The sequence below is a fragment of the Halanaerobium sehlinense genome (assembly GCF_055379485.1).
Genome location: NZ_AP042442.1, coordinates 318,130 through 332,432, shown reverse-complemented (window position 1 = coordinate 332,432; position 14,303 = coordinate 318,130). Strand labels below are relative to the sequence as shown.

11 protein-coding genes are annotated in these 14,303 nt (G+C 32.7%); all 11 read right to left on the bottom strand.

Features of this window, described 5'->3' with window-relative positions:
- Positions 1 to 2 precede the first annotated feature (2 nt).
- Positions 3 to 578: a TetR/AcrR family transcriptional regulator gene (locus ACZ446_RS01520; protein ID WP_464393411.1), complete on the bottom strand. Its 576-nt coding sequence runs from the start codon at positions 576 to 578 to the stop codon at positions 3 to 5.
- 156 nt (positions 579 to 734) lie between these two features.
- Positions 735 to 1,295: an outer membrane beta-barrel protein gene (locus tag ACZ446_RS01515; protein ID WP_464393410.1), complete on the bottom strand. Its 561-nt coding sequence runs from the start codon at positions 1,293 to 1,295 to the stop codon at positions 735 to 737.
- A gap of 83 nt (positions 1,296 to 1,378) precedes the next feature.
- On the bottom strand, positions 1,379 to 1,834 hold the full coding sequence (locus ACZ446_RS01510; RefSeq protein WP_464393409.1) for a hypothetical protein: 456 nt from the start codon (positions 1,832 to 1,834) through the stop codon (positions 1,379 to 1,381).
- A gap of 29 nt (positions 1,835 to 1,863) precedes the next feature.
- Positions 1,864 to 3,717 (bottom strand): patatin-like phospholipase family protein, encoded by a 1,854-nt coding sequence (locus ACZ446_RS01505; RefSeq protein WP_464393408.1) that lies wholly within the window; start codon positions 3,715 to 3,717, stop codon positions 1,864 to 1,866.
- A 209-nt stretch (positions 3,718 to 3,926) separates the two neighbouring features.
- On the bottom strand, positions 3,927 to 5,888 hold the full coding sequence (locus tag ACZ446_RS01500) for an S-layer homology domain-containing protein (protein WP_464393407.1): 1,962 nt from the start codon (positions 5,886 to 5,888) through the stop codon (positions 3,927 to 3,929).
- Between the two features lie 407 nt (positions 5,889 to 6,295).
- Positions 6,296 to 7,198, bottom strand: coding sequence for a hypothetical protein (locus ACZ446_RS01495; protein ID WP_464393406.1), 903 nt, complete (start codon positions 7,196 to 7,198; stop codon positions 6,296 to 6,298).
- 73 nt (positions 7,199 to 7,271) lie between these two features.
- The gene (locus tag ACZ446_RS01490; protein ID WP_464393405.1) at positions 7,272 to 10,352 is read right to left on the bottom strand and encodes an efflux RND transporter permease subunit; all 3,081 of its coding nucleotides are present in this window, start codon (positions 10,350 to 10,352) and stop codon (positions 7,272 to 7,274) included.
- Positions 10,352 to 11,827 (bottom strand): efflux RND transporter periplasmic adaptor subunit, encoded by a 1,476-nt coding sequence (locus tag ACZ446_RS01485; RefSeq protein ID WP_464393404.1) that lies wholly within the window; start codon positions 11,825 to 11,827, stop codon positions 10,352 to 10,354. Before ACZ446_RS01485 ends, ACZ446_RS01490 begins: the two co-directional genes overlap by 1 nt.
- Positions 11,817 to 13,121, bottom strand: a complete 1,305-nt coding sequence (locus ACZ446_RS01480) for a TolC family protein (protein WP_464393403.1) — start codon at positions 13,119 to 13,121, stop codon at positions 11,817 to 11,819. Before ACZ446_RS01480 ends, ACZ446_RS01485 begins: the two co-directional genes overlap by 11 nt.
- A 4-nt stretch (positions 13,122 to 13,125) precedes the next feature.
- Positions 13,126 to 13,704 carry a TetR/AcrR family transcriptional regulator gene (locus tag ACZ446_RS01475; RefSeq protein ID WP_464393402.1) on the bottom strand — a complete coding sequence of 193 codons (579 nt, stop codon included), beginning with the start codon at positions 13,702 to 13,704 and terminating at the stop codon, positions 13,126 to 13,128.
- 145 nt (positions 13,705 to 13,849) lie between these two features.
- Positions 13,850 to 14,143: a YkvA family protein gene (locus ACZ446_RS01470; RefSeq protein ID WP_464393401.1), complete on the bottom strand. Its 294-nt coding sequence runs from the start codon at positions 14,141 to 14,143 to the stop codon at positions 13,850 to 13,852.
- Positions 14,144 to 14,303 lie beyond the last annotated feature (160 nt).

Here is a 14,303-nt window from a genome sequence, read left to right as displayed (position 1 = left end):
AATTATTTTGATAATGCTTTTGCAAGATAAGTGCTAATTTTATCTCCCGCTTTTTGAGCATTAAAATCATCTTCAGTTAAAAGTAATCTCCTCATAACTATACTTTCCATAATACCAATAAAAGTACAGGCAAAATACTCAAATTCAAGCTCCTGGTCAATAAAATCATTGTCTAATAAAAATTTATATAAAACTTCTAGCTGTTGAAAACGCTTTTGGTCAAGTTTTTTAAACTCTGATCCAAACTCTTCATTAACTGCTACTGCTTCTCTTAAAATTATTATTGATAAGTTTTCATGCTCTTTGTAGAGACTAAAAATATTTTCTAATATTTCGCAGAAAAATAATTTTAAACTATTATGATCAATTTCATTGACATTAAATACATTCGAAAATATCTCTTCAAATCTTCGAATTAAAGAAATAAAAAGATCTTTTTTGCTGTTAAAGTATAAATAAAATGTACCTTTTGCAATACCTACTGTTTCTACAATTTCTGCAATGTGGGTATTATAATAACCTTTTTTTGAAAAAATATTAATACCAGCCTGAATAATTTCTTCTTTTCGATCTGCCACTTGGTTACCCCTTCTTTTAAATAATTTATTTATCTAAATTGTATCATATTTTTTTGATTATTTAAATAAAATAAGAAAAAAGCCCAGCTCAAAAGCCAGGCTGTTTCGATAATTTGAGGCAGAACTGCTTTAAATTATTCTAAAAGAAAACCTGAATTAAAACTGATAACCTAAGGAAACAGTTAACTTAGAATATTCAACATCTACATCATTACCAGCATTATGAAAATCATCAGCTTCACCATTATTAACTGAATACATTAGCTCTGCAGACATATTGTTTGCTAAATCCATACCTGCACCAACAGCATAATACATACCACCAGAAGTGTCAGAGGTATTATCCATGTCAAAGGAATTATAACCTAAGTGACCTAAGAAATAGTAGGGACTGTTCTGCATATTATAGTGAGCTAAAGCATAAAAAGGAACAAAGTTTAGAGAATCTCTTAGACCATTATCATCTAAATCACGGTCTAATTGATACTGAACACCACCACCAAAGGTCCACTCCGAAGTATAGGGAACTTTGTATTCTCCAACAAGTGTAAATCCGGAGTCTACATCTGTACTACCAGAACCATCGATATCTGCTTCTCCACCAAAATCAATTGCTCCTTTGATGTCCCAATAGCCTGGAACCTGAGCAAAAGAAGCTGCAGAAATTCCAACAACTAAAAACATTGCTAAAAATAAAACTAGTGCTGTTTTTTTCATTTTATTACCTCCAATAAATTTTTGTATTAAAATTATCGCTGCCTCAAAAATTATTTATTTTTCCATATATTTATTTTATCATATTAAACATTAATATCAACCAATGCAGTGACTCCAACACCCTCAATTCGATCAATATTTTTAATATCAATCGGATTAGTTGTATTAATCGGTATCAAGGCTCTAATTCTAAAGTCTCCGTCTTTAAATTCCCCTTCAAGTTGAGCAACTGCCTTTACTTTCTCAACTTTTTCTTTTGGACCTGAGATCTGTACTGCACCAGCATAAGAGTTGGAACCAACTGTTACAATTGGTACAACCTTAGTTTCCTCTTTGACCTCTACTCCATTATTTAGTGTCAGAGTATTAATAAAGTTATTTATCGGTTCTGCAAATTGATCTACAATAACCCCAATCCCAACAGTCTTTAAGATTGAACCTAATATATCTGAATCAGCTGCAGCCATTGTAGTCATAAAAGGTAAAATTAAAACTGTAATCATTAAAACAATCGAAACAAAACTTTTAAAATTATCCACTCCATCATCTCCTATAATATTTTAGATCTTTAAAATTCATAACCTAATTCTAAACCTATTCTATCATCATCTCTTTCAAAATCATAAGCAAAATATAAATCTAAAGCAATTGGCCTTAGCCCAAGTAAATAAAGCTGAGAATTGAAACCCAGACCAGCAGTCTCCCCATTATCTTCTCCATCTTTATAATAGTCAACAAATAAATAGGCACCTATATCTGTTGTTTGAAAAAAGCCAGCAAAGTAAAGTGGATCAAGAAAACGGTGGTTATATTTAAAATCTAAAGCAGCCTGAAGCTCTGTTTGTTCAGGTAGAGACTGACCTCTATAAATAGCTGGCGAGTCTAAAATATCCGTATTATTATAAACTATATCACTTTCCAGACTCCATTTACTGCCAAGCTGAAAGCTAATAATATTTGAGGATAATATTGCAAGTTCTGATCTTTTACGGTTATAAATAATATCATTTTCAGTTTCTAAACCAAATACATCATATTTTCTATCGAAATTACTGCCTAAAAGATAATATTTCTCACCCTTTTGCCTCCCATAACCCAGTGAGGTCTGAAAAAGATCTGTAAAATATTTGATTTCCAGGCGGTAATCATCTTTAGTTTGACTCTGATAATCGTTTGCATATGCCAGCAGCAAATCTGTCCTTTTAGTTAATTTTTTTAATTCTAAACGGGCCTCATACCCCTTATTGAAAAATTCATCTCCCTTGAGATCTAAAGTTAGATTATCATCTTTAAATACAATTCCAGTTTCAAAATTATCTTCAAATGGTATAATTAGCTCCTGGTCAAAATAAGATAAATCTCTCCCATAATTTAAAAATAGATCTCTTTCTCTACCATCAACTACAAATCGATCATTTTCAAGATCCAGCAAAATATCCTTTATATTAACCCTTTCTCGTACTGGGTATTTTATAGTTTGAACACCCAAGCCCTGCAGTTCTTTTTTTAAGGCAGGCATCATTCTTTTTGTGCTGTGATAGCCTAAATCAATTAATTTATCTACCTGGTTAAAATCCATAAAATTAAAATCACTTACGTCAATATCAATGACAAAGTCTGCATAATTGTCTATTATCTGTTGAGAATAATTTTCCTGCAGTACATTTAAAAATCGATCTATCGATGAAGAGGCACTGCTAAACTCTTTATAGTTTTTTTCTGAAAAAGAAGTTGTAGCTATCACAAAATCTGCTCCTAAAACAGAAGCTGCCTTTGCTGGTGTTGCTTCAAGAATCCCAGCATCAATAAAATACTTTTCTCCCCTATTTTCTATCGGAAAATAAACAGGGATAGAATAAGAACTTTGAATAACTTCAGAAATCCTTCCAGTTGTAGACAAATATTTTTTCCCAGCCCCCAGCTCAAAACTTAAAAGAGCCGCTGGTATCTCAAAATTCTCAAGCCTTTTATTAGGAGCAATTTCTTCCAAAAAGACATTCAGCTTTTTAGTATCAATTAGTGAGCCACTACCACCAATACCTAAATCAATTAAACGTCCAAATGATGTCGTAGCAACTACCTCAAGCATTTGGTCTGTATTCAAGCCACTACCATATAAGCTGCTTACTATTGCTCCCATACTTGTACCTGTCATAAAATCAATTGGGATACCTTCTTCCTCTAAAGCTTTAATTACTCCAAAATTGACCATTGCCCTTGCTCCTCCTCCTGAAAGTGCAAGACCAACAACAGGCCTATTCAAATTATCATAATTAGCTTTAAATTCACTATAATTTTCTACTAAATAACTCTCGCCACCCATTTCAATTTCTGTTAACTGAACTCCATTAGTCTGCTGTCCATAAACTGAACTTGAAAAGATAATAATTATTAAAAAAATATAAACAAAAATTTTTTTCATACTCTCACCTCAGCAGAAAGTAATCTTAAAAGTAAAGACTGTCAATTTAACACTCTATAGTAAGCCTCTGCAGTAAATTCATTATTCTTTTCCAATAATTATTATATCATCAGCAGGAACTTTATAAAAGCTTTATTGAAAAGTTTAATATAGAAAAAAGCCGAGGAAAGTTCCCTCGACTTTTTAGTGGTATTCTTATTTAGCTATGATTAAAAGCTAATGTTTAAAGATGTTGTAAGTGCATAACCTGTACCGTCAACATCATCACGGTCACTACTATTATCAGGAATAGTTAGAGTACTATTAGAAGGTAATGTCTCTACACTATAATCTGTTGTACCATCAATAACCATAGCTTCGGTTAACCAAGATACATTGTCTCTTAACTGCTTATCAACAAAACCAGTTAAGTAAACATAGTCTTTTAAATCATTTGAAGCTAATTCTTCAGTCTTGTAGTTTAAGTTAGCACCCATAGTCATAGTTTCATCATATGCGTATTCTGTACCTACACTGAATAACATTTCTTCTTGATCTTTGACAAAGTTATCAGATTCAGTATACTCAACAAAAGCTCTATTAGTAAACTTACCATAAGTGTTGTCTAGACCAAGATTAACAACCATTTTGTCATCAGTAGTTGCTGGTGTGTTTTTAACAGTTTCCCATAAGTCTCCTGCCTGAGCAAACTTAACAAAACCATTAACATTGTTGTTTTCATTCAACTGATAATCAGCACCAAACTTAACTAATGTATAGTCACCAAAAGCTTCTTCTAAATCATTGCGTACACCGACAAATTCTTCCCCAGCATACTCAACCATACCATTTACATTAAAAGCTTCAGAAACTGCATAATCAGTATTTACAACAGCATACATGTCATCGCCATCATTACCATTTTCATCTTCAAACTGACCAAATACTACTTCTCCACCCATAGTCCAGAAATCATTAATCTCGTTTTCTAAACCAAGACCAACTAATGTACTTTCATATGAAGAATCAACAAATCTTTTTTCATTTATATTTGTAGTGTTAACAACATCAGTATCTACTACATTTCTAGCATGATAAACTTTACCAGATAATGTACCTAATTCAGTTTCTTTTTCAGCAACTAAACCAAAGTACTTCTCATCAGCCATCTCTGTGTCATCACCTGTAAATACATTAGCTGCCGCTCCACCTACATTATCATTGTTATCTTCATCATTACCACCAGCAAAAGCTTTAAAGTTAGTATTGAACATAGTTGTATTCATTTCAATACCTTCAAAGTCTTCATCTAAGAAGTAAGTTTCTGGGTAGTAATCTGGCATATCACCAATTTTAAGATCAATATTAGCAAAAGAAACTTCTAATAAAGCAGTATCCATCAAGAATTCACTTTCATCTTCTTCAGTATAATTAATTACACTTCTCTCATCCATGAATAAATTATTGATTGTATCAACAGCTAAGTTGAACTCTGCTCCATTTAATTCACCAGCAATATTGAAATTATATTCCTGCCATAATCTTTCCTGAGCTGGGAATAAATCTGGATCATCAGTAAAGTCTTCGTCAAGAGCATCTCCGTCCTGTAATAATTCAAGAACTGCTCTTTCTTCCATTTCATCTTCACCATAATAAGCAACTTCTGCTTTAGTAACTACATCCATACCAAATTCAATGTTATCTTCTGGTACGTCCATCATAGCTACTTTAGCTTCTAATTCGTCAACATCTTTACCTAAAGCGTCAACTTCTGCGCCTAATACTTTAAGTTCAGATCTTAGTTCAAATGTTAAAGCATCAACGATATCTGCTACTTCTTCAGCTTGAGCATCAGAAAGCTCATCCTGAGAGTTCTTTTCCATTAAAGACTTAACGATAGCAGTTACGTCTTCTGCCTGACCTGTAGTTAGGCCTTCGCCCATAGCTTCCATTTCATCAACAATGTTATCTAGAGCACGGCTAACCATAACAGCCATTTCGTAACGAGTCATTGACTGTTCACCTTTAAATTCTCCATCTGGATATCCTTCAACGATACCAGCGGCAACCAACTTGTTAATAGCATCATATGACCAGTGATCAGAAGGTACATCTGAGAAAGAAGCACCAAATGCTGGCATAGCTAATGCTACGACTAACATTAAAGCAATTGTAATTGTAAGTTTCTTCATAAATTTAACACTCCTTTTGTTTTCTTATAAATTTAATTATCTTTCTAGCCCTGATAACTATACTTCATTTTTAAGAAAACAATAAGTGACCTAGTTTCCTTATTATTTTCAACTTAAAAGTAAGCTTTATTACCAGAAGCTATCTATGTTATTCTACCTATAGATTTCAATCCTCTGAAGTGTTTTTTCACCTCCTTTAAAGTTTTTGAAAAAGGTAGATTAACAACTAAAATAAAAAGCAGGAGAAAACCGGTGCCCCCCGAAATGATATTCAGCAGGAACAACAAGGGGTAACAAGTCGCTTACTGGAATATCATTTATGAAATTTTTTCACGCTTTCTCCTGCCCAAAACCTTAAGTCAAATTTTATTATGACTGACCGGTCATTCATAATATATCATAAAACTTTACTTGTTGTCAACTATATAATCATTTATTTCCTCAAATTTTTCAATTAAAATATCTTTAGCCTTCTCCTCAAAATCAAATTCTAATTGTAATTCACCATTAAATCTTCTATTTAAAAGAAATTTGAAAGCTTTGTCTTGATTTATTTTATTAATATAAGTAATAAAATCATTTAGTTTTAACTGATGTTTTTTTGATTTCGAGATATTATTTTTTTCATATTCTCTTTTTATCATCTGGAATAATTCAGGAAACAAATTATAGTATTTACTAATTGTAATTAAGCTATTTTTTAAATTTAAATAATAAAAATCATCTGCTGCTCCAATTAATTCTAAATTGGGATTTAACTTTTCTTTAATTTTTAAAAAATAATCAATATCTAAATCAAAAGGGTAACTCGAATTTATTATCAGCCCCCGTAGATTTTCATTAATATTAATTTTATCTATAACTTCATCATCTTCAAGAATCGATAAATCAGATGTATCTATAGAAATTAAAAACTCATTACAGCTAATTTCAGCTAAATAGTTAATAAGTTCTAAATAATTATCAAAAGAAAAATTTCTACTGCAATTTGTGATAGCTGAATTTTTAATTACTGAAACAAAATTCTTATTATATTTTTCTAATCTGTACAGCATATCCTGATAATCATTAATTGAATCAAAATTTATCTCAAGCATAAATTCTGCATCTGCTGGCATTAAATTAAGCATGTTTTCATAATATGATTTTCTTTGTTCAGTACTTAAATAATTATAACTAAATATGTTTTCTTTGATATAAAAAGAATTCGAATTATTTTGGAACTGATGATCAACTAAAAATTTAATTTTTTCGTAATCAATCTTTTTATCATTATAAAAATTAATAACGAGATTATTAATTTTATTCATAAAGTCACTCCCCAAAAATATACTATTACATTTTGAAGCCGGAATTTTTTAATCCCGGCTTCAGTATTTCTAATTATATATGCTTTTCTGCTTCTTCTTTTGGTATCCCTTTAATTTTAGAGATAATTACTGCTCTTAAATCAGTAATTAAAGAATAGAAAATTGGAATAACAAAAAGAGTTAAGAAAGTAGCAAATGTTAGACCACTTACAATTACAATTCCCATCGGCTGAGTTGATTCTGAACCCTCACCAATTCCTAAGGCTATTGGTAACAGACCAAGGATTGTTGTTAAAGCTGTCATCATAATTGGTCTCAACCTTACACTTCCAGCTGTTATAATTGCTTCAAGCTTTTCTGTTCCTTTACGCCTCAGCTGGTTAATATAATCAACCATAACAATAGCATTATTTACAACTATTCCTGCAAGGGTAATTAATCCCAAAACAGAGGCAACCGAAATTATGCTATTTGTAATATACATACCTAAAATAACTCCAATTACAGCAAGCGGTATGGTAAACATAATTGTAAAGGGATGGATTAAGGACTCAAATTGAGAGGCCATAACCATATAAATTAAAACTATAGCAAGTGCAAAGGCCATTCCTAAACTGCTGAATGACTCCTGCATATCCTGAAACTCACCTTCATAACTAAATCTATAACCATCAGGCAGCTCAATTTCGGAAAGCCGCGACTGAATCTGACCCATTACTGTACCTAGATCAACACCATGAATGTCTGCAGTTATTTCAGAGTATCTCTCCTGATCTTTACGCAAAATTTCTACAGGGCCTTCAGTTATTTCTAACTCTGCAATCCTGCTGAGGGGTATCATTTCCCCTGTTGGAGTTTGAATATTTAGCTCAGGCACCTGAGTCATAGTTTCTATTTGATCTTCTTCGAGACGAACTCTAATATCATATTCATCTCCTGCAATTTCATATCTAGTAGCAGTAGTACCACTAATTGCTGTCCGAACCGTATTTGCAATTTGGCTAACATTTAAGCCAAAACGACTAGCGATAGAGCGATTAACTTTAACCTGATATTCAGGTTGACCTTCGGAAAAACTATCTTCAATTTCTCGCAATCCTTCAATATCCTGAATTGCTGAAGTGGCTTTTAGAGTCTGCTCTTCTAAAATTTCAAGGTCATCACCTCTTAATTTTACATTAACAGGAGCTCCACCACCTCCACCGCCTCCACCACTCTGTTCTTCAACAGAAATGTCAACATCAGGTATTTCAACCTGCTGGCGTACGGATTCCATTATTTCATTTGTTGATCTATTTCTTTCTGCTAAATCCACAAGCTGCACATTAATATTACCAATATGACTGCTTGTATTAGAAGACATTCTACCTCCAGATCCAACAGTTGCGATTACTGTTTTGACTTCTTCTATATCCATCAAAGTAGACTCTATTTCTGTAGATACCTGATTTGAACGGCTAAGTGAAGTACCTACCGGAAGTTCATAACTAACTGAAAAAGCTCCCTGGTCTGTACTGGGCATAAATTCAAATCCTATCTGTGGTAAGAGGGCAAAACTTCCTGCAAGCATTACTACAAGCAAAACAACAAATACCCAGCGATGTTTTAATGCTCGAGCTAATAAACCCTTATAAATCTTCTTTATTCTGCCTTCTTCTTTGTTTCTTTCCAATTCTTCCGGTTTAACTTTAAGAATTTTAGAAGCAAGCATCGGAATTAATGTTAAAGCAACCATTAAAGATGCAATCAAGGAAAATGCTACAGTTAATGCTAAATCTTTAAATAACTGTCCAGCCATTCCCTCAACAAAAACAATCGGTAAAAATACTACCACTGTTGTAATTGTAGACGCTGCAATTGCCATTCCCACTTCTGATGATCCTTCGCGAGCTGCTTCGATTTTACCTTCTCCAAGACTCCGATAACGGTAAATATTTTCAAGAACAACTACAGCATTATCAACAAGCATTCCAACTCCCAGTGCCAGTCCACCAAGTGAGATAACATTTAAATTAACATCTGCAAAATACATTAAAATAAAAGTACCAATTATTGATATAGGCATGGCAGTTGCAATTATTATTGTACTGCGTATATTTCTTAAAAATAGGAAAAGAATAATTACAGCTAATAATCCTCCAACTACAGCATTTTGGCTAACACTGGCAATTGAATCCTCGATAAATTCTGACTGATCCATTGCTATAGAAAAACTATAATTAGGGTAGTCTTTTCTAATCCTATCCATTTCTTCTCTAACTGAAGCAGCTACTTCAACAGTATTAGCATCTGTCTGTTTCTGAATTGAAAGAGAAAGACTTCTTTCCCCATTAGTTCTGGCTAAAGTTGATAAATCAGCAAAACCATCTCTCACTTCAGCCAAATCTGATAGTTTAACCTGACCATTACCGACAGGAATATTAATATTTCGTATTTCATCTAAATTTGAAAACTTTCCTACTGTTCTCACTAGAAATTCTGTATCTCCCTGGAGTACATCCCCAGCAGAAACATTAACATTTTCTGCCCTAACTATATTAGTAATAGTGTCATAATCAAGGTTATAATGATTTAGCTTATCTCTTTTTACTGAAACAATTATTTCTCTTTCCAGTCCCCCCTGCATATTAACCTGGGCGACACCAGAAATTCTTTCTAAACGAGGAATTAATTCATTATCAACTTCTTCTTTTAATTCATCAATTTCTAAACCATCGGCTGAAACACCATAATTCATTATTGGCATCATTGATGGATCAAATTTAAAAATCATTGGAGCATCTGCATCTTCAGGTAATACAGCACTACTTATTAAATCTACTTGTTCTCTTAGATCCTGAACTGCAAAATCCATATCCCGACCCCAGTTGAATTCAACTACTACAGTTGATGAACCCATCGAAGATGTAGAATTTATACCTTTAACACCTTCTACAGTGGCTACAGAACTTTCAATTTGTTTGGTAATTAGATTTTCTACTTCTTCTGAACCAACACCTTCATATGTTGTAATGATTGCTGCTCCAGGAAAAGTGATATCCGGAAAAAGATCCAAGCTTAATCTTGATAATGCAACTGTACCTATCAAAAGCACCATCAAGATTATCATAGCTGTTGTAACAGATCTTTTTATCGAGAAATCAGATAACTTCATTAATTTCTCACCTCAACTGACTGACCATCCTGCAGGCTGCTCTGTCCACGAATAACTATTTCTTCGCCAGCACTTAGTCCCTCTATAACTTCAACTCTGCTGTCAGTTGTAATTCCAATTTTAATTTCTTTTCGAACTGCTTTACCAGCTTCAATAACAAATATATATGGCTGATTGCTGTTTAGATCAACAATGCTTTCAATAGGAACCACAACTGCTTCACCTGACTGTCCTTTTGATAACCTGACATCTGCAAACATACCTGCTCGCAATTTATAGTCAAGGTTTGGAACTTTAACTTTAACTAAAAATGTTCTGCTTGAAGGATCTGCAGCTGGAGCAATATTAGTAATCTCTCCCTCCATAAAATGCTGCATAGTTTCAGCTCTTACTTCTACTATATCTCCTCTTTTAATAGCAGATGCTGTGGATGCCGTTACATCAATCTCTGCATACAACTCCTCTACATTCAGCAGATTAACTACTGTCTGACCATTAGCAATCATTTCACCTTCATCTACATTAACCTGGTTAACAAGTCCGGTAAATGGAGCAGTTATTTTTGTTTTAGAAATTTGATCTTTAATCTGATCAAGGCTTGCTTCTGCCTGTCTTACTGAGGCCAAACCGGCTCTTACTCTTTCAGCTCTAGGCCCTCTTTCTGCTTCATCTAAATTAGCTTTAGCAACTTCTAAATTGCTTTGTGCACCATTCACCTGACTGCGTGCATTTTCAAGCTGCTGTTTTAATTCTGTAGGATTGTTATAAGTTTCTTTTGTTAATTCGTAATTTCTTTCTGCTACTGAAAGTGAGGTTTGAGCCTGCTCTAAAGAGATTTTTGCATTTTCATAAGAGTTTTCAGCATTATCAAATTCTTTTTCTGAAATTACATTGTCTGCCAATAAATTTTTTGATCTCTGATAGTCTTTTTCCGCCTGTTCAAAATTAATTTGTGCCTGATTTAATCCCTGTCTTGAATTTTCAAGCTGCTGTTCAGCACTTACAAGCTGCTGTTCTAGAGCCCGACGGTTATTAAATAATTCTTCCATTAAACTCAGATTAGTTTTCGCACTTTCCAGACTAGTTTTAGCATTTTCATAAGAAGATCTAACTCTTGCCAGTTCTTCTTCAGTCGCACCATTTTTTAGTTCTTCATAATTTGCCCGAGCACTTTCTAATGAAGCCTCAGCCTGTCTTTTTTGTATTAATAATGCTTCATCATCAATTTTTATTAATTCTGATCCTGCTTCAACTTCATCACCAATTTCTACACTTACATTTTCGGCAACTCCACCAGTCTGTGCAGGGATATTTACATCCTGAATAGGAGATAGAGTACCTGTAATTATCTCATCTAAACTTATATCTTCTGTCATTGACTCTGCTGTTTCTACAATTTGTCCATTCTGAGCAGATACCACACTGCTGATAAATAAGATGGCAATAAATAAAACAATAATTTTTTTATTTTTCATCGTTTATCACATCCTCGAAATATTCTTTTAAACGTCCACTTTTATATAGAGTTCTAAATTGTTCAATTTCATAACTATATTCTGACTGCAGCAGAGCTATTTTAGATTGATTATAAGTAGCTTGAGCATCTATGACATCAGTATTACTAGCTACCCCTGCTTCATAACTCTTGTTTGCAATTTCTAAGTTTTCTACTGCATTTTCTAAAGAGAGTTTTTCTAGTTCAATTTTTTCTTCACTCTCTTTAACAGTTAAAATATATTCTTCAACCTCTATATCCAGATTTTCCAGCAGATCCTGTTGATTATTTGCTAATTTCTGCAGCTCATTTTCCTGCTTATCAGCATTTATCCCGCCTTTGCCTCCATCATATAAAGGTACATTTACTCCAAGAGTCATTGACCAACTTTTTTCATCCATAAACTCATCTCCCTGCCAATCATAAGAACCATTGAGAGAAACACTTGGACGGTAATACTGGCCCTCTAATTTTTGATTCAATTTTACAATTTCCTTATTTAATTCTAAAATCATCAGCTGAGAATCATTTTCTACAGCAGTTTGAAATAATTCTTCTTGTTTTAAACTGAAATCAAAGTTGGCTTCTGGATTCTCAAGAGTAAACTCAGCTTCATAATTTAATAATTGTGCCAGACGACGGCGAGCAATTTTTAAATCATTTCTGGCTGCTGTTAGCTCCTCTTCTGCATTTCTTTGTTCAATCTGACTCTGCAGTAAATCTCTACGGATAGCTATTCCTGCCTCCAAATTATTTTTTACTACTCGAAGATGTTCATTTACAGTATCTAAAGCCTCTTCCCTAATTTCAACCATTCCCTCAGCCTGTAAAACTCCATAGTAGGCCTGAATTAATGAAAAGATCTGATCTTCAACTGTTTTTTCATACTCAGTTCGTGCAATTTCTAAACCATAGCCAGCAATCTCCTTCTGCATTCCTACCTTTCCTCCCAACCAGATTGGCTGAGTTAAAGAAATTGAAGTTGAATAATTTTCATCAGTTCCAGTCATTAATTGAATTTCATCAAACTTTGTATAAGAGCTCTGCAGATCTAAGCTTGGAAAATAACTTCTCACTGCTAAATCTATATCTTTTTCAGCATTTTCTATGTCTCTTCGGGTATTTTTTAAAGTTCTATTATTTTCAATTAATAATTTTACTGCTCCATCTAATTCTAATTCTCCGACTGCAAAAACTGCAGAACTGGAGAAGAATAGAATTAATAATAAGAAAACTACTAAAACTATGTTTCTCTGCTTCATATTATTTTTCATCTTATCAATTCTCCTTTCGACTTATTCCATACATTATAAAATCGTAAATAAAATCAACCTGTTTTTCTATTTCAGTTTTTCTATCCAATAATTCTTTTGTCTGAGGAGTAAATAAAACTGATAAAATTAAAGATGCCATATCAGCATGATTTTTACTTTTAATAACACCCTCATCAATTCCCTGCTCAATAATTTTAGCAACAACACTGATATTTTCTTGATGTTTAGCCTCTATAGTATTTTTAAATTCACTGCTGATTAACTCAACATTATTCCTAAATACATCAATCATATTCAAATGATCTATAAAAGTATTTAATACACAATTAATCAAATTGTATATTTTTTCTTTACTATTTTTATCAGACTGGGATATCTTTTTGAATTTATCATTAAAATAGTTCATCCCATTTATTGTGATCTCCCTAAACAAATCTTCTTTACTGTCAAAATGCCAGTAAAGTGTCCCCTTGCTTATTCCAGCACCTTCAGCTATTTCTGACATCGAAACTGCATGATAATTACTTTTAGAAAAAAGCTGAACTGCTGAAGTTAAGATTTTTGTTCTTGTATCTTCTGACATAAAAACCTCCTTTTGATTACTTTGAAAAGTTTCTCGACTAACCGGTCAGTTGTCATTATATATCTTAATTATTTTTTTGTCAACCGTTTGGTCGAGTAATAATAAAATTTTTTTCTTTTATTATTTAAATTACTTTAATTTCTATCTATTCAACTGTATAATCATCAATATCTATCGCATCTCGGTCTTTTCTGCTTTTCTCGATATCCGGGTCCCCTTTATCATATTTTCCCAGTAGATTTTTTAAAATTGGCCACATTACTACGAAAACTGCTATATCATCTAATTGACCCAGAATTGGAAAAAAATCACCTACTAAATCAAATGGAAAAATTAGATAAGCTATAGGAACTAAAAATAAAGCTTTTCTAGATATTTTAACATCAGAATCTTTCATAAATTGTACAATTTTAACAACGGTTGTCAGACTTTTAGACATTGATCATCACCTCATTTTTAAATTATATACCTCTTTTCCTACTATTACAATAAGTGATTTTACATTATCCTTTAATATTATTATGACACTTAACTTTTTATGTCAGATAATAAAAAATTGTTTATTTAAAATAAAAAAGTGACCCCTATAAAAGCAGATC

Excerpts from the sequence above, each read along its gene's own strand:
- ACZ446_RS01515 (WP_464393410.1), bottom strand. The coding sequence starts at position 1,295 with ATGAAAAAAACAGCACTAGTTTTATTTTTAGCAATGTTTTTAGTTGTT.
- ACZ446_RS01475 (WP_464393402.1), bottom strand. The coding sequence starts at position 13,704 with ATGTCAGAAGATACAAGAACAAAAATCTTAACTTCAGCAGTTCAGCTT.
- ACZ446_RS01495 (WP_464393406.1), bottom strand. The coding sequence starts at position 7,198 with ATGAATAAAATTAATAATCTCGTTATTAATTTTTATAATGATAAAAAG.
- ACZ446_RS01500 (WP_464393407.1), bottom strand. The coding sequence starts at position 5,888 with ATGAAGAAACTTACAATTACAATTGCTTTAATGTTAGTCGTAGCATTA.
- ACZ446_RS01470 (WP_464393401.1), bottom strand. The coding sequence starts at position 14,143 with ATGTCTAAAAGTCTGACAACCGTTGTTAAAATTGTACAATTTATGAAA.
- ACZ446_RS01505 (WP_464393408.1), bottom strand. The coding sequence starts at position 3,717 with ATGAAAAAAATTTTTGTTTATATTTTTTTAATAATTATTATCTTTTCA.
- ACZ446_RS01490 (WP_464393405.1), bottom strand. The coding sequence starts at position 10,352 with ATGAAGTTATCTGATTTCTCGATAAAAAGATCTGTTACAACAGCTATG.
- ACZ446_RS01485 (WP_464393404.1), bottom strand. The coding sequence starts at position 11,827 with ATGAAAAATAAAAAAATTATTGTTTTATTTATTGCCATCTTATTTATC.
- ACZ446_RS01480 (WP_464393403.1), bottom strand. The coding sequence starts at position 13,121 with ATGAAAAATAATATGAAGCAGAGAAACATAGTTTTAGTAGTTTTCTTA.